The 16,948-nt window shown below is 70.0% G+C and carries 13 protein-coding genes and 1 pseudogene; 12 read left to right on the top strand and 2 right to left on the bottom strand.

Going from position 1 to position 16,948, the window contains the following annotated elements:
• The first annotated feature begins 271 nt into the window (after positions 1-271).
• The 3 genes from ACFWUZ_RS16300 (at position 272) to clpX (ending at position 3,055) form a co-directional block, all read left to right on the top strand.
• Positions 272-889 carry an ATP-dependent Clp protease proteolytic subunit gene (locus tag ACFWUZ_RS16300; RefSeq protein ID WP_030649990.1) on the top strand — a complete coding sequence of 206 codons (618 nt, stop codon included), beginning with the start codon at positions 272-274 and terminating at the stop codon, positions 887-889.
• A 54-nt stretch (positions 890-943) separates the two neighbouring features.
• Positions 944-1,615, top strand: coding sequence for an ATP-dependent Clp protease proteolytic subunit (locus tag ACFWUZ_RS16295; protein WP_384372555.1), 672 nt, complete (start codon positions 944-946; stop codon positions 1,613-1,615).
• Between the two features lie 153 nt (positions 1,616-1,768).
• Positions 1,769-3,055, top strand: coding sequence for an ATP-dependent Clp protease ATP-binding subunit ClpX (gene clpX, locus ACFWUZ_RS16290; RefSeq protein WP_030026955.1), 1,287 nt, complete (start codon positions 1,769-1,771; stop codon positions 3,053-3,055).
• Between the two features lie 68 nt (positions 3,056-3,123).
• Here clpX and ACFWUZ_RS16285 read toward each other — a convergent pair whose 3' ends face one another.
• The gene (locus tag ACFWUZ_RS16285; RefSeq protein ID WP_384372553.1) at positions 3,124-4,056 is read right to left on the bottom strand and encodes a hypothetical protein; all 933 of its coding nucleotides are present in this window, start codon (positions 4,054-4,056) and stop codon (positions 3,124-3,126) included.
• Positions 4,057-4,184: 128 nt separating this feature from the next.
• On the opposite strand from ACFWUZ_RS16285, the gene ACFWUZ_RS16280 reads away from it, so the two are divergent.
• Complete coding sequence (locus ACFWUZ_RS16280; protein ID WP_384372551.1) at positions 4,185-6,806, top strand: valine--tRNA ligase; 2,622 nt, start codon at positions 4,185-4,187, stop codon at positions 6,804-6,806.
• Between the two features lie 211 nt (positions 6,807-7,017).
• Positions 7,018-8,166, top strand: a complete 1,149-nt coding sequence (locus ACFWUZ_RS16275; protein ID WP_384372549.1) for a sensor histidine kinase — start codon at positions 7,018-7,020, stop codon at positions 8,164-8,166.
• 21 nt (positions 8,167-8,187) lie between these two features.
• On the opposite strand, the pseudogene ACFWUZ_RS16270 reads toward ACFWUZ_RS16275, so the two are convergent.
• A pseudogene (locus tag ACFWUZ_RS16270) lies at positions 8,188-9,062 on the bottom strand (rod shape-determining protein).
• A 118-nt stretch (positions 9,063-9,180) separates the two neighbouring features.
• Here ACFWUZ_RS16270 and ACFWUZ_RS16265 point away from each other — a divergent pair.
• From ACFWUZ_RS16265 to mrdA, 7 genes are all read left to right on the top strand, one after another.
• Positions 9,181-10,722 carry a bifunctional folylpolyglutamate synthase/dihydrofolate synthase gene (locus ACFWUZ_RS16265; protein WP_384372547.1) on the top strand — a complete coding sequence of 514 codons (1,542 nt, stop codon included), beginning with the start codon at positions 9,181-9,183 and terminating at the stop codon, positions 10,720-10,722.
• Positions 10,723-10,724: 2 nt separating this feature from the next.
• On the top strand, positions 10,725-11,078 hold the full coding sequence (locus tag ACFWUZ_RS16260) for a DUF4233 domain-containing protein (protein ID WP_384372545.1): 354 nt from the start codon (positions 10,725-10,727) through the stop codon (positions 11,076-11,078).
• A gap of 106 nt (positions 11,079-11,184) precedes the next feature.
• Positions 11,185-11,595: a nucleoside-diphosphate kinase gene (gene ndk / locus ACFWUZ_RS16255; protein ID WP_384372543.1), complete on the top strand. Its 411-nt coding sequence runs from the start codon at positions 11,185-11,187 to the stop codon at positions 11,593-11,595.
• A gap of 296 nt (positions 11,596-11,891) precedes the next feature.
• Positions 11,892-12,911 carry a rod shape-determining protein gene (locus tag ACFWUZ_RS16250; protein WP_069923827.1) on the top strand — a complete coding sequence of 340 codons (1,020 nt, stop codon included), beginning with the start codon at positions 11,892-11,894 and terminating at the stop codon, positions 12,909-12,911.
• Positions 12,912-13,093: 182 nt separating this feature from the next.
• Positions 13,094-14,041, top strand: a complete 948-nt coding sequence (mreC, locus tag ACFWUZ_RS16245) for a rod shape-determining protein MreC (RefSeq protein WP_384372541.1) — start codon at positions 13,094-13,096, stop codon at positions 14,039-14,041.
• Between the two features lie 13 nt (positions 14,042-14,054).
• Positions 14,055-14,759, top strand: a complete 705-nt coding sequence (gene mreD / locus ACFWUZ_RS16240; RefSeq protein ID WP_384372539.1) for a rod shape-determining protein MreD — start codon at positions 14,055-14,057, stop codon at positions 14,757-14,759.
• A 13-nt stretch (positions 14,760-14,772) separates the two neighbouring features.
• Positions 14,773-16,944, top strand: coding sequence for a penicillin-binding protein 2 (mrdA, locus tag ACFWUZ_RS16235; protein ID WP_384372537.1), 2,172 nt, complete (start codon positions 14,773-14,775; stop codon positions 16,942-16,944).
• Positions 16,945-16,948: the final 4 nt, after the last annotated feature.

Genomic DNA, 16,948 nt, shown 5'->3' with positions numbered 1-16,948 from the left:
CCGGGCGAAGCCCGCTGAGCAGTGCCCCGAAGGGCCCGGACGCAGCCGCGTCCGGGCCCTTCGGCACGGGTCCCGCAGGCCTCCCGGAGCTTGCGCTCCGAGCGAACAGTTCGGGAAGCGGGATGGCGTTGTCCTACCTGCGCGTTAGGGTCCATGAATACGAGGGCACGGGAGTACCCGGCCGCCGGCGGACTTGTCCGCACGGTGGGGCCGCGCCCCAGAACGAGACGCTGAGACGGCACATGGCCGTCGGAGACGAGCAGGTGGATACGTGACGAATCTGAAGCCTTACGCCGCGGGTGAGCCGTCCATCGGTGGCGGCCTCGGCGACCATGTCTACAACCGGCTGCTCGGCGAGCGCATCATCTTCCTCGGCCAGCAGGTAGACGACGACATCGCGAACAAGATCACGGCTCAGCTCCTCCTCCTGGCCGCCGAGCCGGAGAAGGACATCTACCTGTACATCAACAGCCCCGGTGGCTCGGTGACGGCCGGTATGGCCGTCTACGACACCATGCAGTACATCCCGAACGACGTCGTCACCATCGGCATGGGCATGGCGGCCTCCATGGGTCAGTTCCTGCTCACCGGTGGCGCCAAGGGCAAGCGCTTCGCCCTGCCGAACACCGACATCCTGATGCACCAGGGCTCCGCCGGCATCGGCGGCACCGCGTCGGACATCAAGATCCAGGCCCAGTACCTGCTGCGCACCAAGCAGCGGATGGCCGAGATCACCGCGTTCCACTCGGGCCAGACCGTCGAGGCGATCATCCGCGACGGTGACCGTGACCGCTGGTTCACCTCCGAGGAGGCGAAGGAGTACGGCCTGATCGACGAGATCATCTCGGCCGCGTCCAACGTTCCGGGCGGCGGCGGCACCGGGGCCTGATCCCGGCACCACCGTCAGTACCCAGCAGCCGACAGCCCGCAGAACGCCACCAGGATGGTGAACACCCAGATGCACATGAACAACCTCTCTCCCGCGAGCGGCCTCTACTCGGGCCCGCAGGTGGACAACCGCTACGTCATCCCGCGCTTCGTCGAGCGCACCTCGCAGGGCGTGCGCGAGTACGACCCGTACGCGAAGCTCTTCGAGGAGCGCGTGATCTTCCTCGGCGTGCAGATCGACGACGCCTCCGCCAACGACGTCATGGCGCAGCTGCTGTGCCTGGAGTCGATGGACCCGGACCGCGACATCTCGATCTACATCAACAGCCCCGGCGGCTCCTTCACCGCGCTGACGGCGATCTACGACACCATGCAGTTCGTGAAGCCGGACATCCAGACGGTCTGCATGGGCCAGGCGGCCTCCGCCGCCGCGGTCCTGCTCGCCGCCGGCACCCCCGGCAAGCGCATGGCCCTGCCGAACGCCCGCGTGCTGATCCACCAGCCGTCCGGCGGCACCGGCCGTGAGCAGCTCTCCGACCTGGAGATCGCGGCCAACGAGATCCTGCGCATGCGCGACCAGCTGGAGTCCATGCTGGCCAAGCACTCGACCACCCCGCTGGAGAAGATCCGCGAGGACATCGAGCGTGACAAGATCCTCACGGCCGAGGACGCGCTCGCGTACGGCCTGATCGACCAGATCATCTCCACCCGCAAGAGCTCGGCCTGATCCTTGCCGCCAATTGCCGTGGGCACGCCGCCGCATTCGGCGATGTGAACCACGTCAAGGGGGCCCCGCCCGGGGCCCCCGGCAAGGTACCGTCGGATATGAGGCACCAGGAGCGCTGAACCAGGCGTCTCCCAGGCGAAGGGGAAGCACCTCGTGGCACGCATCGGTGACGGCGGCGACCTGCTCAAGTGCTCGTTCTGCGGAAAGAGCCAGAAGCAGGTGAAGAAGCTCATCGCAGGACCCGGTGTGTACATCTGCGACGAGTGCATCGACCTCTGCAACGAGATCATCGAAGAGGAACTCGCGGAGACCTCCGAGGTCCGGTGGGAGGAACTCCCCAAGCCCCGTGAGATCTACGAGTTCCTGGAGAGCTACGTCGTCGGCCAGGAGCCGGCGAAGAAGGCGCTCTCCGTCGCGGTGTACAACCACTACAAGCGGGTCCAGGCCGGTGAGAACGGCGGCGCGCAGGGCCGTGACGACGCGATCGAACTCGCGAAGTCCAACATCCTGCTGCTCGGCCCGACCGGCTCCGGAAAGACCCTGCTCGCGCAGACGCTCGCCCGGATGCTGAACGTCCCGTTCGCCATCGCGGACGCGACGGCGCTGACGGAGGCCGGGTACGTCGGCGAGGACGTCGAGAACATCCTGCTGAAGCTGATCCAGGCCGCCGACTACGACGTCAAGAAGGCCGAGACCGGGATCATCTACATCGACGAGATCGACAAGGTCGCCCGCAAGAGCGAGAACCCGTCGATCACCCGCGATGTGAGCGGCGAGGGCGTCCAGCAGGCCCTGCTGAAGATCCTGGAGGGCACGACGGCCTCCGTACCGCCGCAGGGCGGGCGCAAGCACCCGCACCAGGAGTTCATCCAGATCGACACGACGAACGTGCTCTTCATCGTGGGCGGCGCCTTCGCCGGCCTGGAGAAGATCATCGAGTCGCGTGCGGGCGCCAAGGGCATCGGCTTCGGGGCGACGATCCGCTCGAAGCGCGAGATCGAGGCCAGCGACCAGTTCCAGGAGGTCATGCCGGAGGACCTGGTGAAGTTCGGGATGATCCCCGAGTTCATCGGCCGTCTCCCCGTGCTCACTTCGGTGCACAACCTGGACCGCGAGGCGCTGCTCCAGATCCTGATCGAGCCGCGCAACGCGCTGGTGAAGCAGTACCAGCGGCTGTTCGAACTCGACGGTGTCGAGCTGGACTTCGAGCGGGAGGCGCTGGAGGCGATCGCCGACCAGGCGATCCTCCGCCAGACGGGTGCGCGAGGGCTGCGCGCCATCATGGAGGAGGTCCTCATGTCGGTGATGTACGAGGTTCCGTCCCGCAAGGACGTGGCCCGCGTGGTCATCACGGCGGACGTGGTCCGCTCCAACGTCAACCCGACGCTGGTCCCGCGCATCGTCCCCAAGGACCAGGGCCCGCACGAGAAGTCGGCCTAGCCGCCAGGCAGTACACGCGAAAGGGGCGCCCCCTCGGGGGCGCCCCTTTCGCGTGTGGCGGCGCGGAGTTACTTCTTCACGCGCGCCGTCTTGTAGAGCTTCGCCGCGTAGTCGGAGTTCTGCTCCAGGGTGTAGCCCGTCTTCCCGGCGAGGAGGGAGGCGAGGTCCGTGGCGGTGACCACGCCCAGGGTGCTGTAGTCGCCCCAGATGCAGATCGGGAGCGTCGCCTCCTTGGGGCCCTTGGTGGTCGTGTCCTTCGAAGTGAACTTGACCTCCTGGCACTTCATGACGGCGCCCTCGAATCCGGCCGGGGTCACCGCCTTGGGGCTGCCGATGAGTTCGGCCTCCGACTTGCCGTCCTTGCCCATGTTCAGCTTCGCCATGGCGAAGTACCCGTCGACCGTCTTCTCGGGGTCGGCGATCTCGCCGTAGAGACCGGAGAAGTTGAGGGCCTTGGCCGACAGGGGGTTCGTCGGGTCACCCGACTGGTAGTTCATGCCCACCGAGGTGGGGTTCTTGATGCCGGCGGCCTCGGCCTCCGTGCGGTCCTTGTCGGTGATGTCCTTCGGCTTGTACTTCGGGTCCTGCTTGAAGTCGTCCACCGTCGCCGGGGCGACCAGCTTGTAGCCCTTGGTGTCGGCCGCCACGCCGCCGCTGCCGCCGCCCTTCAGGAAGTACCAGCCGCCGCCCGCGATCAGGGCGACCGCGACGACCGAGGACAGGACGATCAGGCCGGTCTTCGACTTCTTCGGGGGCTGCTGCGGGGGCATGCCGCCGTACGGGGGCTGCTGCGGATAGCCGTACTGCGGCTGCTGCTGGGGGTAGCCCTGCGGGGGGACGCCCGGCTGCTGGGGGTAGCCGTAGCCCGGCTGCTGCGGCGCGGCGGGCTGGCCGTACGGGCCCGGCTGGCCGTACGGCCCGGGCTGCTGCGGCGGCTGTTGCCCGTACGGTCCCGGCTGCTGGGGCTGCTGTCCGTACGGCCCAGGTTGGTTGTAGCTCATCCCGCGTCCCCCAATGAGGTTGCTTATACGTTCCTCACATCCTGACGGAAGCAGGCGGCGGACAGAGCGCCGGGCCCCCCTGGACACCGGTTTCATGACTGGACTGTTACCGCCCTAAACTGTGGCCCGTGACCCAGAACGCGCAGACACCCAGCAGCCCCGACTCCGAACTGCCGACCCAGTACGCGCCGGCCGAGGTAGAGGGGGAGCTGTACGAGCGCTGGGTAGAGCGCGGGTACTTCACGGCCGACGCGACCAGCGACAAGCAGCCGTACACCATCGTCATCCCGCCGCCGAACGTCACCGGCGCCCTGCACCTGGGCCACGCCTTCCAGGTCACGCTCATGGACGCCCTCACCCGGCGCAAGCGGATGCAGGGCTTCGAGACCCTCTGGCTGCCCGGCATGGACCACGCCGGCATCGCCACCCAGAACAAGGTCGAGCAGCAGCTCGCCGAGGAGGGCAAGTCCCGTCACGACCTGGGCCGCGAGGCGTTCACCGACCGGGTGTGGCAGTGGAAGGAAGAGTACGGCGGCCGGATCCTCGGCCAGCTGCGCCGGCTGGGCGCCGGTCTCGACTGGAGCCGTGAGCGGTTCACCATGGACGAGGGCTTGTCCCGGGCCGTCCAGACGATCTTCAAGAACCTGTACGAAGACGAACTGATCTACCGCGCCGAGCGCATCATCAACTGGTGCCCCCGCTGTCTGACCGCCATCTCCGACATCGAGGTGGAGTACCAGGAGGACGCGGGCGAGCTCGTCTCGATCGAGTACGGCGAGGGCGAGGACCGCCTGGTCGTCGCGACCACCCGTGCCGAGACGATGCTCGGTGACACGGCCGTCGCCGTCCACCCGGACGACGAGCGCTACGCGCACATGATCGGCAAGCAGATCAAGCTGCCGCTGACCGACCGCACCATCCCGGTCGTCGCCGACACGCACGTGGACCCGGAGTTCGGCACCGGCGCCGTCAAGGTGACCCCGGCCCACGACCCGAACGACTTCGCCATCGGCCAGCGTCACGACCTGCCGTCGGTGACCGTCATGGACGAGCGCGGCGTCATCACCGTCCACGGCCCGTTCCTGGGCCTGGACCGCTTCGAGGCCCGCTCGGCCATCGTCGGCGCGCTGCGCGAGCAGGGCCGGATCGTCGCCGAGAAGCGCCCGTACATGCACTCGGTGGGCCACTGCTCGCGCTGCAAGACCACCGTCGAGCCGCGCCTGTCGATGCAGTGGTGGGTCAAGGTCGGCCCGCTGGCCGAGGCGGCCGGCGAGGCCATGCGCGACGGCCGCACCAGGATCCACCCCGAGGACATGTCGAAGCGCTACTTCGACTGGGTCGACAACATGCACGACTGGTGCATCTCGCGCCAGCTGTGGTGGGGCCACCGGATCCCGATCTGGTACGGCCCCGAGGGCCAGGTGGTCTGCCTCGGACCCGACGACGAGGTCCCGACCGGCGAGGGCTGGCACCAGGACCCCGACGTCCTCGACACCTGGTTCTCCTCCGGTCTGTGGCCCTTCTCCACGCTCGGCTGGCCGGAGAAGACCCCGGACCTGGCGAAGTTCTACGCCACCGACGTCCTCGTCACCGGCCACGACATCATCTTCTTCTGGGTCGCCCGGATGATGATGTTCGGCCTGTACGCGATGGACGGGCAGTCCCCGTTCCACACGGTCGCGCTGACCGGCCTGGTCCGTGACGAGTTCGGCAAGAAGATGTCGAAGTCGAACCCGAACGCCGTGGACCCGCTGGACTGGATGGACAAGTACGGCTCGGACGCCGTCCGCTTCACCCTGGCCAAGGGCGCCAACCCGGGCGCGGACGTGCCGATCGGCGAGGACTGGGTCCAGGCGTCCCGGAACTTCGCCAACAAGATCTGGAACGCCACCCGCTTCGCGATGATGAACGGCGCCACCATCGAAGGCGACCTGCCGCCGGTCGAGCAGCTGTCGGCCACCGACCGCTGGATCCTCTCCCGCCTCAACGAGACGGTCGCGCAGGTCGACGCGTACTACGAGGACTACCAGTTCGCGAAGCTCAGCGAGTCGCTCTACCACTTCGCGTGGGACGAGGTCTTCAGCTGGTACGTCGAGCTGTCGAAGACCACGTTCTTCGCGGGCGGCGAGCAGGCGAAGGTCTCGGGCCGGGTCCTCGGCGAGGTCCTGGACGTGCTGATGCGGCTCCTGCACCCGATCGTCCCCTTCGTCACGGACACCCTGTGGACCACCCTCACCGGCCGTGAGTCCCTCGTCATCGCCGAGTGGCCCAAGGACAGCGGCTTCCGCGACCCGGCCGCCGAGGCCGAGATCGAGAAGCTCCAGTCCGTGGTGACCGAGGTCCGCCGCTTCCGCAAGGAGCAGGGCCTCCAGGACGGTCAGAAGGTTCCGGCCCGCCTGGACCTGGCCGGTGCGGAGCTGGCCGCGCACGAGGCCGCCATCCGGCAGCTGCTGCGCCTCCAGCCGGAGGGCGAGGCCTTCAGCGCCACCGCGACCCTGCCGGTCGCCGGTGCCACGGTCGCGCTGGACCTGTCGGGCACCATCGACGTGGCCGCCGAGCGCAAGCGCCTGACGAAGGACCTGGGCGCGGCCGAGAAGGAGAAGCAGCAGGCCGAGGCGAAGCTCGGGAACGAGGCGTTCATCGCCAAGGCCCCCGACAACGTCGTGGACAAGATCAAGGGGCGTCTCGCCAAGGCCGAGGCGGACATCGCGCGGCTCCGGTCGCAGCTGGACGCGCTGCCCGCCGGCTAGGGCCCCGTACGCATCGGGAGAAGGCCCCCGCACCGTCCGCCGGTGCGGGGGCCTTCTCCCTTCGCCTGCCCCGCACGCCCTCCCCGGGGCCGAGCAGCATGCTGCCGGAGGCCGGCGCCGGGACACCGGCCTGTCCGAAGTGCCCTAAATCACTCCGGTTTCCGTCGTCGCTGATCCGATCCGCCGCACCCGGCCGCGGATGATGGAGGGCATGCGCGTCAAGCCCCTCGTCCCGGCGTTCCACCGCGCCGTGGCCTGCGGCCGCAGGCTCACCGAGAGCTGGGCCGGCTCCCCCCGGGCGCTGGACGTGCTCACCGCCCTGGGCTGCCTCGGACTGATGGCACTGGACCTGCCCGGCCTGGCCGCCGCCGACAACTCGCTCAACGGCCCGCTGGCCGCCGTCGTCCTCGCCCTCGGCTGCACCACCCTGCTGGTGCGGCGCCGGATGCCGTGGATCTCGTACCTCGCCGCGCTGCTCTTCCTCGGCTGGCTGCACGAGCTCACGCTGGTCCAGTTCGCGCTGTACTCCGTCGGCCGCTACCGGGGGCGCCGGTCCGGGATCCTCGCCGCCGTCGGGTACGTCGCCTTCGCGCTGGTCCTGTTCTGCGTGCCGGGCCGGCCCGAGTGGCGGGCCGAGACGCTCAGCGGGTTCCTCAGCCTGGTCGTGCCCATGGGGGTGCTCGCCGCGGCCGTCGGCATCGCCGCCTACCGGCACGACCTGGTGGGCGAGCTGACCGCGGGCAGGGCCGAGGCCGCCGTGCTGCAAGCCGTCCAGCAGGAGCGCACCTCGGTCGCCCGCGACGTCCACGACTTCGTGGGGAGGGAGCTGACCCTGCTGACGGTGCGGTCCGAGGTGCTGTCGATGCGGGCGCGCGAGACGGCGTACGCGAAGGACTTCGAGGAGCTGGCCGACACCGCGCGGCGGGCGCACCTGGTGCTGAACGAGATCATCGTGCAGCGTGGGGAGCGGGACTCCACGCCGGGGATGGACGGGCTGGCGGCGCTCGCGCAGGAGAGCGGGCGGGCCGGTTCGCCGGTGCGGCTCGCCGTGGACGCGGACGCGCACGGGCTGTCCCCGCTGCGGCAGGCGGCCGTCTACCGGGTGGTCCAGGAGTGTCTGACCAACGCGGCCAAGCACGCGTCGGGGGAGACCGTCGAGGTGTCGATAGCGGCGGACGGCCCGCAGCTGCGGATCGCCGTCAGCAACGCCCTGCCCGCCCGGAGCCCGGGGCGCGCCCCCGTCTCGGCGGGCAGCGGCACGGCCAGCATGTCCGAGCGGGTCCGCAGCCTCGGCGGAACCCTCACGGCGAGCCGTACGGAGGACTCGTACGAGGTCGTGGCGACGCTGCCGCTCCTGTGAGGGCAGGGGCCTGAGGGCCGGTCAGGCCTGGGCCGGGGTCAGCCGGCCGTCCGGGCTGTCGAGTTCCTCGACGCACCTGCCGGAGCCCAGGGCCATGCGGTCCGGCGGGTGGTCGGCCACGAACACCGGGAGGCCGGTGGCGCAGGCCATCCGCAGGTCCAGGCCGGGGAGCGGTGCGCCGCCGCCGGTCAGCACGATGCCGTGCTCCATGACGTCGCCGGACAGCTCCGGCGGGCACTTTTCCAGGGTGGCGCGCACGGCGGCGATGACCGCCTCGACCGGCTCGTCCGGCGCCGCGCGCACGTCCCGCGCGCTCAGCGCCAGCGTCTTCGGCATCCCCCGGCCTTCTCGCGGCCGCGCACGGTGCGGGTGGCGTCCTCCAGCTCCGGCCGGTCCGGCACCGGCCAGGCGGAGCCGATGGCGACCTTCACGTCCTCGGCGGTGCGCTCGTCGATGAGCAGGGCGTGCTCCTTGCGCACGTGTTCCATGACCGCCGCGTCCAGCCGGTCGCCGCCGGCCCGGGCGTGGACGAGGGCCCGCCGCTCGACCGGGGTCACGCCCGACGGCACGCAGATCACCATCCGGGTACGGGGCCGCCGGCCCGGGACCGCCTTGCGCCCGAAGTGCCGGATCATCTCCCCGGCGACCTCGTAGTCGCAGATCACGCCGTCCCTCAGGGGGCGCACGGCGCTGATGGAGCCGGGGGTGCGGCCGATGGTCGCCTCGGCCTCCGTCCCGACGGCGAGCGCGGTGGTCGTGCCGGCCTTGACGGCGACCACGGACGGCTCATTGAGGACGATCCCCTGGCCCCGTGCGCAGACGAGGGTGTCGGCGGTCCCCAGATCGATCCCCATGTCGCGGCCGGAAGCGGTCCTGTCGGTGCCGGCCTGCGGCATTCGATCCCCTTGTCTCCTGCCGGCAAGGCTTGCCCGACGATCCCGTCGCGCTCGCGGCCGAAGGTGCCGAAAGGGCCGGGCCGAAGGTCCTGCGGGTCCCCGTCCGTAGACTGGTGCCGTGAGTGAGCAGCAGCCCGAGAGCCACGACCGAGACCCCGACGCATCCGGCGGCTTCGCCGGACCCGACGAGTTCGACCAGATCGTGGCCGAAGAGTCCGACCGCGACCCCGACCTGGCGGTGATCGAGGCCGGCAGCCGCACCCTGCGCGCCCAGGCCGGTCCGCCCCAGGGCGACCCGGTGCCCGCCCGGCCCGTCGACCCGGAGGTGGCGAAGGCGCTGCTGGAGGTGGAGCAGGAACTCGCCACCCGCTGGGGCGAGACCAAGCTGGAGCCCTCGGTGTCGCGCATCGCGGCGCTGATGGACGTCCTGGGCGAGCCGCAGCGCTCGTACCCCTCGATCCACATCACGGGAACCAACGGCAAGACCAGCACGGCCCGCATGATCGAGGCCCTGCTGAACGCCTTCGAGCTGCGCACCGGCCGCTACACCAGCCCGCACGTGCAGTCGGTCACCGAGCGGATCAGCCTGGACGGGGCGCCGATCAGCGCCGAGCGGTTCGTGGAGACGTACCACGACGTCAAGCCGTACGTGGAGATGGTGGACGCCGCCGAGGAGTACCGGCTGTCGTTCTTCGAGGTCCTCACCGGGATGGCGTACGCGGCCTTCGCGGACGCCCCGGTCGACGCGGCCGTGGTCGAGGTCGGCATGGGCGGCACCTGGGACGCGACCAACGTCATCGACGGCGCGGTCGCGGTGGTCACCCCGATCAGCCTGGACCACACCGACCGGCTCGGGACCACGCCCGGCGAGATCGCCCAGGAGAAGGGCGGCATCATCAAGCAGGGCGCCACCGTGATCCTGGCGCAGCAGCCGGTGGACGCGGCGCAGGTCCTGCTGAAGAAGGCCGTCGAGGCCGATGCGACGGTGGCCCGCGAAGGCATGGAGTTCGGCGTCGTCGCGCGCGAGGTCGCGGTCGGCGGGCAGCAGCTGACCCTGCGCGGCCTGGGCGGCGAGTACGACGGCATCTTCCTGCCGCTGTACGGCGCGCACATGGCGAACAACGCGGCAGTGGCGCTGGCCGCGGTCGAGGCCTTCTTCGGCATCGGCCAGGAGGGCGCGCGGGTCCTGGACGCGGACACCGTACGGAAGGCCTTCGCCTCGGTCGCCTCGCCGGGCCGCATGGAGGTCGTGCGGCGCAGCCCGACCGTGGTCCTGGACGCGGCGCACAACCCCGCGGGCGCGGCGGCCGCCGCCGCGGCGGTCACCGAGTCCTTCGGCTTCAGCCGCCTGATCGGTGTCGTGGGCGCGAGCGACGGCAAGGACGTCCGCGGCGTGTTCGAGGCGTTCGAGCCGATCTTCGCGGAGGTCGTGGTGACGGAGAACTCCAGCCACCGGGCGATGACCGCGGACGAGCTGGCAGCCATCGCGGTCGAGGTCTTCGGCCCGGACCGGGTGCAGGTGGAGCCGCGGCTGGACGACGCACTGGAGGCGGCGATCACGCTGGCGGAGGAGGAAGCCGAATACGGGGGGGCCGGGGTGCTGGTGACCGGCTCCGTGATCACGGTGGGCGAGGCCCGCCTGCTGCTGAAGAGGGGTTGAGGATGCGCACGTTGTGTGCGAGCACGCTGATCGGCGAGTTCTTCGTGATCGGCTTCGCCGGCCTGGTGGCCATGAAGGACCCGGACCTGTCCCAGGCGGAGGTCTGGACGGTGTGCGGCATCGCGATGGCACTGTCGCTGCTGCTGTGCGGGATGCTGACCCGGCGCGGGGCGGTCCAGCTGGGCTGGGCGCTGCAGATCGCCCTGATCGCGAGCGGCTTCGTCGTCCCGACGATGTTCTTCCTCGGCGTGGTCTTCGCGGCCCTGTGGTGGTGCGCGGTGCACTACGGACGCAAGGCGGACAGGATCCGCGCGGAGTGGACGGCGGCCCAGGAGGACGCGGCGCCGGCCGCGTAGCCGCCCCGAGGGCTCCGGCAGGGGCCCGGGGGAGGCCCGGCGCGGCGGTCCCGCCGCGGCGGGTAGATTCGTCCTACCGCACCCGTTTGCCGCAAGGAGCCGCAACATGACCCAGCGCACGCTCGTCCTGCTCAAGCCCGACGCCGTCCGTCGCGGCCTGATCGGCGAGATCATCGGCCGTATCGAGCGGAAGGCCGGCTGGACCGTTGCCGCGCTGGAGCTGCGCACGCTGGACCAGGAGACCCTGGAGGCGCACTACGGCGAGCACAAGGGGAAGCCGTTCTACGAGCCCCTGATGGGCTTCATGTCCAGCGGTCCCGTCGTCGCCCTGGTCGTCGAAGGGGAACGCGTGATCGAGGGCGTCCGCCAGCTGGCCGGACCCACCGACCCGATCGCCGCGGCGCCCGGCTCCATCCGGGGTGACTTCGGCACCATCACCCGGGAGAACCTGATCCACGCCTCGGACTCCGAGGAGTCCGCCGAGCGCGAGCTGAAGCTGTTCTTCCCCGCTCTCTGAGTACTCCTCATCGGCGCGACGTCAGCCGAATAGCGCTCATGACCTGGGGCGACCGAAGTAATTTCGGTCGCCCTTCGGTATTACCGGGCACCACCGGGAACGCATGGGCAGGACACGACGTCACCACTATGGGGGCGGGTATCCATTCCGGCGGGATTGCCGGAGTCCCGTCGCGCGGTGTCCGTACCCACGGCACTACGATGGGGCCTCCACCCACACACCCACCTCGCCGACCTGACAGCAGCCGCTATCAACTGGAAGGCCAGACGCTCCTCATGGGGAACAAGGGGAACAACATGTCGTTCATCGGCCGTGACATGGCGATCGACCTCGGGACCGCCAACACGCTGGTGTACGTGAGGGGCCGGGGGATCGTCCTGAACGAGCCGTCCGTGGTCGCCATCAACACGAACACCGGTGGCATCCTGGCGGTCGGCTCCGAGGCGAAGAAGATGATCGGGCGCACGCCCGGCAACATCGTCGCCGTACGGCCCCTCAAGGACGGCGTGATCGCCGACTTCGAGATCACCGAGCGTATGCTCCGGTACTTCATCCTCAAGATCCACAAGCGCCGTTACCTGGCCCGTCCGCGCGTGGTGGTCTGTGTTCCCTCCGGCATCACGGGAGTGGAGCGCCGCGCCGTCATCGAGGCGTCCACGCAGGCCGGCGCGCGTCAGGTGCACATCATCGAGGAGCCCATGGCCGCCGCCATCGGTGCCGGCCTGCCCGTCCACGAGGCCACCGGCAACATGGTCGTGGACATCGGCGGCGGCACCACCGAGGTGGCCGTCATCTCCCTGGGAGGAATCGTCACGGCGCAGTCCATCCGGGTGGCCGGCGACGAGCTGGACAACGCGATCATCCAGCACATCAAGAAGGAGTACTCGCTCCTCCTCGGTGAGCGCACCGCCGAACAGATCAAGATCACCATCGGGTCGGCGTACGACCTCGACAAGGACGAGCACACCGAGATCCGTGGCCGCGACCTGGTCTCCGGTCTCCCCAAGACCGTGGTCATCTCGGCCGCCGAGGTGCGCAAGGCCATCGAGGAGCCGGTCAACGCCATCGTCGACGCCGTCAAGACCACCCTCGACAAGTGCCCGCCGGAGCTGTCCGGCGACATCATGGACCGCGGCATCGTCCTGACCGGCGGCGGCGCGCTGCTGCGCGGCCTCGACGAGCGGCTGCGCCGGGAGACGGGCATGCCGATCCACATCGCCGAGGATCCGCTCGACTCCGTCGCACTGGGTTCCGGCAAGTGCGTCGAGGAGTTCGAGGCACTGCAGCAGGTCCTGGACGCGCAGCCCCGTCGCTGACAGACCCCCCTCCTGCCGGACGGGGGACATGCGGAACACAAGGATCCGCCGTACGGGTGCTACCGGGCCCGTGCGGCGGATCGTTGATATACAGGCAAGAGGCCGGTGGGACCGCAGCGTCACATCCCACCCGGAGCGGCTCCGCCGCACGAGTCACTACGAGGAAGGCACGGCCGCCGCACGTGAGGGACACACGAGAAAGCCGGCTGCTCCTGGTGCTTCTGATCGCCATCGCGTTCGCATTGATCACGGTGGACATCAGGGCGGGCGAGGAGTCTCCGGTCGACGGTGCCCGGCAGGCCGCCGCAGCGGTCTTCGGCCCCGTCGAGAAGGGCGTGTCGACCGCCGTCGACCCCGTCGCCAACGCCATAGGGGCGGTGCGCGACTCCGGCGAGCGCCACAACCGGATCGCCACGCTGGAGCGGGAGAACGCCGCGCTGAAGGCCAGGCTCGGCAGCGACGACCAGACCCGCAGCCGGATCCGCGAGCTCGACGAGATGCTCAAGCGGGCCGGAGCGGGCCAGTACGGGATCAAGGGCGCCGAGGTCATCGCGATAGGAGCGGCCCAGGGCTTCTCCTGGACCGTCACCATCGACGCCGGCAGCAAGGACGGCATCGAGCGCGACATGACCGTCCTCAACGGGGACGGACTCGTCGGACGGGTCAGCACCGTCGGCCCCGACACGGCCACGGTCGTCCTCGCCAACGACCCCGACTTCACCGTCGGCACCCGCCTGGAGAAGACCGGCGAGCTCGGTTTCGCCACCGGACAGGGCGACCGCGCGCTGTCCGTCCAGATGCTCAACGGCAAGGCCAAGGTCAGCCCCGGGGACCGGCTCGTCACCTTCGGGTCGCGCGGCAACAAGCCCTTCGTACCCGGTGTGCCGATCGGCGAGGTGGTCAAGGTCGACCCCTCCCGCGGCGACCTGACCCGCACCGTCTGGGTGCGCCCGTTCGTCGGGTTCTCGCGGCTGGACATCGTCGGCGTCGTGGTGATGCCGCCGCGCGAGGACCCGCGCGACGCGGTCCTGCCCCCCAAGCCCGAGGCCCCCAAGCCCACCCCGACGGTCACCGTCACGGTCACCCCGTCCGGGTCCGCCAGCGTGCCCGGCAAGCCGGCCGACGAGTAGGAGCTGACCGCCCATGCGCTTCAACCGGATCCTGCTCGCGTCCACGCTCGTCGTGGTCGCCCTCGTCGTCCAGGTCACCATCCTGGGCCGGCTCCAGCTGCCCGGAGCCGTACCCGACCTGGTGCTGCTCACCGTCGTCGCCCTCGCCCTCGTGTACGGGCACGTCAGCGGCGCCCTCATCGGCTTCTCCGCCGGCCTCCTCACCGACCTGGCCCCGCCCGCCGACCACGCCGCCGGGCGGTACGCGCTCGTGCTCTGCCTCATCGGCTACCTCGTCGGCCTGGTCCGCCCCGACAACGGCCGCTTCCGCTCCGCCTGGGGGCCGATGCTGGCCGTCGTCGGCGCCGCGATCGGCTCCACCCTCCTGTACGCGGGCGTGGGCGCCCTCGTCGGGGACACCGCCGCCCGCCATGTGGGGCTGACCGGGCTGCTGTTCACCGCCACCCTCTACGACCTGCTCCTCGCCCCCTTCACCGTGCCGTTCATCATGGCCCTGGCCCGGCGCGCCGAGAACGACCCGATGGCCGTCGAGGCCGGCGGCGGGCCCGCCCAGGGCACCGACGTCTCCTCGGGCTGGCTGGCCGGCGGCACGGGCCTGCGCATCGGCAGCCAGCGCGGCGGACTGCGGCTGAAGACCGCACGCAGCCGCGCCAACCGGGCCGGCCGCATAAAGGGCGTCAAGAGCGTGAAGAGCGTGAAGAGCGTCAAGAAACTGTGACCGGGGAGCAAGGGTGACCAACATTCCGGAAACCGGCCGTACCTCGCGGGTGCAGATCCGGCTCGTCATCATCCAGGTGCTCGTGGTCTCGATGTTCGTCACCCTCGGCGGACGCCTCTGGTACCTCCAGATCCGCAACGGTCAGGAGTACTACGACGAGGCGAAGAGCAACCACGTCCAGCAGGTCGTCCAGCCCGCCGTCCGCGGCTCGATCCTCGACGCCCGCGGGGTCGCCCTCGCCGACAACGAGACCCGCCTCGTCGTCTCCGCCAGCCGTACCGCGCTGATGAAGATGAAGGACAAGGGCAAGGGCGTCATGACCCGCCTCGCCGGCGTCCTGGACATGAGCCCCAAGGAGGTCATGGACAAGGTCCGCCTCTGCGACTCCCAGACCCCCAAGCCCTGCTGGAACGGCTCCCCGTACCAGCCGATCCCGGTCACCCTCGAAGCCACCACGCAGCAGGCGCTGCAGCTGCGCGAACGCCCCGAGGAGTTCCCCGGCATCACCGCGGAGCCCACCGCCGTCCGCCGCTACCCGGCCCCCGGCGGGGCCCGCACCTCGCAGGTGCTCGGCTACCTCTCGCCGGTCACCGACGACGAGATCCAGAAGGCCAAGAACACCGACTCGCCGCACCTGCGTTCCGACCAGGTCGGCCGCTCCGGGATCGAACGCACCTACGACAAGGAGCTGCGCGGCAAGGCGGAGGTCACCTCGTACGAGGTCGACAACCTCGGCCGGGTCATGGGCCAGACCAAGTCCGACCCGGGTGTGGCCGGGTCCACCCTCGTCACCAGCATCGACGCCCGGGTCCAGGCCGTCGCCGAGTACGAGCTCCAGCAGGCGATGAAGACCGTCCGGAACGAGACCGACAAGATCACGGGCCGCAAGTACGAGGCCGACTCGGGCGCCGTCGTCGTCATGGAGACCAAGACCGGCCGCGTCGTCGCGATGGCCTCCCAGCCCGACTACGACCCCAACGCCTGGGTCGGCGGCATCTCGGCCAAGGACTACGCCCGGCTCACCAGCAAGAAGTCCAACTACCCGCTGCTCAACCGGGCCATCCAGGGCCAGGCCCCCGCGGGCTCCATCTTCAAGGTGGTCTCGGCGAGCGCGGCCGTGCGGGCCGGCTACGCCTTCGGCAACAAGTACAACTGCAGCAGTTCCTACAGCCTCGGCGGGCGGAGCTTCGCGAACTTCGAGTCCAAGGGGCACGGCCCCATCACCCTCGGAGACGCCCTCAAGTTCTCCTGCAACACCGTCTTCTACGCCCTCGGCCACAAGGAATGGCAGCGCGACGGCGGCCTGGAACCCAAGAAGGACGCCCACGACTGGTTCTACCGCACCGCCCGTGAGTTCGGGCTCGGGTCCGAGACCGGGATCGACCTGCCGAACGAGGTCACCGGCCGCATCCCCGACCGCCGGTGGAAGAAGAGCTTCTGGGCGGCCAACAAGGCCTCCTGGTGCAAGCAGGGCAAGAAGGGCGGCACCTACGTCGAGCAGATCGCCTACGAGAGCTGCCTCGAAGGCAACCAGCTCAAGGCGTTCGACAGCATCAACTTCGCCATCGGCCAGGGCGACGTCCTCGTCACCCCCATCCAGATGGCCACCGCCTACTCGGCCATCAGCAACGGGGGCACCCTCTACAACCCCACCGTCGGCAAGGCCGTGATCAGCCCCGACGGCAAGCACATCGAGATGATCAAGCCGCAGGCCCACGGCAGGCTGCCCATCGACGCCAAGACCGTCAGCGACCTCGACAAGGGCCTGCGCTCCGTCGTCGAGCCCGGCGGCACCGCCGCCTGGCGCTTCGGCGGCTGGCCCCTCGACAAGATCCCGATGCGGGCCAAGACCGGCACCGCCCAGGTCTACGGCAAGCAGACCACCTCGTGGCTGGCGACCTACACCGACGACTTCGCGATCGTCATGACCATCTCCCAGGGCGGCACCGGCTCCGGAGCCTCCGGCCCCGCCGTCCGCAACCTCTACAACGCCATCTACGGTCTCGACATGGAAGGCAACCAGGACCCGAAGAAGGCCCTGCTGCTCAAGCCGGAGACGAAACTGCCCCGGATCCTGCCCGACGGCTCCATCGAGACCCCCGACATCAAGCCGTACGTGCCGCCGTCCCCGGAGGAGCTCGTGCCGCCCGCACTCGCCGGACCGCCCCCCGCACGGCAGGACTGAAGGA

It is taken from the genome of Streptomyces sp. NPDC058646 (assembly GCF_042716875.1).
In the GTDB taxonomy this organism is placed as follows: Bacteria; Actinomycetota; Actinomycetes; order Streptomycetales; family Streptomycetaceae; genus Streptomyces.
Note: the sequence above shows the minus strand (reverse complement) of the source record. Positions and strands in the feature narration are given on the sequence as shown.

What these genes read in the sequence shown, in the direction of transcription:
- ACFWUZ_RS16275 (WP_384372549.1), top strand. Translation starts at nt 7,018, where the DNA reads ATGCGCGTCAAGCCCCTCGTCCCGGCGTTCCACCGCGCCGTGGCCTGC.
- ACFWUZ_RS16250 (WP_069923827.1), top strand. Translation starts at nt 11,892, where the DNA reads ATGTCGTTCATCGGCCGTGACATGGCGATCGACCTCGGGACCGCCAAC.
- ACFWUZ_RS16260 (WP_384372545.1), top strand. Translation starts at nt 10,725, where the DNA reads ATGCGCACGTTGTGTGCGAGCACGCTGATCGGCGAGTTCTTCGTGATC.
- mreD (WP_384372539.1), top strand. Translation starts at nt 14,055, where the DNA reads ATGCGCTTCAACCGGATCCTGCTCGCGTCCACGCTCGTCGTGGTCGCC.
- ndk (WP_384372543.1), top strand. Translation starts at nt 11,185, where the DNA reads ATGACCCAGCGCACGCTCGTCCTGCTCAAGCCCGACGCCGTCCGTCGC.
- ACFWUZ_RS16285 (WP_384372553.1), bottom strand. Translation starts at nt 4,056, where the DNA reads ATGAGCTACAACCAACCTGGGCCGTACGGACAGCAGCCCCAGCAGCCG.
- ACFWUZ_RS16295 (WP_384372555.1), top strand. Translation starts at nt 944, where the DNA reads ATGGTGAACACCCAGATGCACATGAACAACCTCTCTCCCGCGAGCGGC.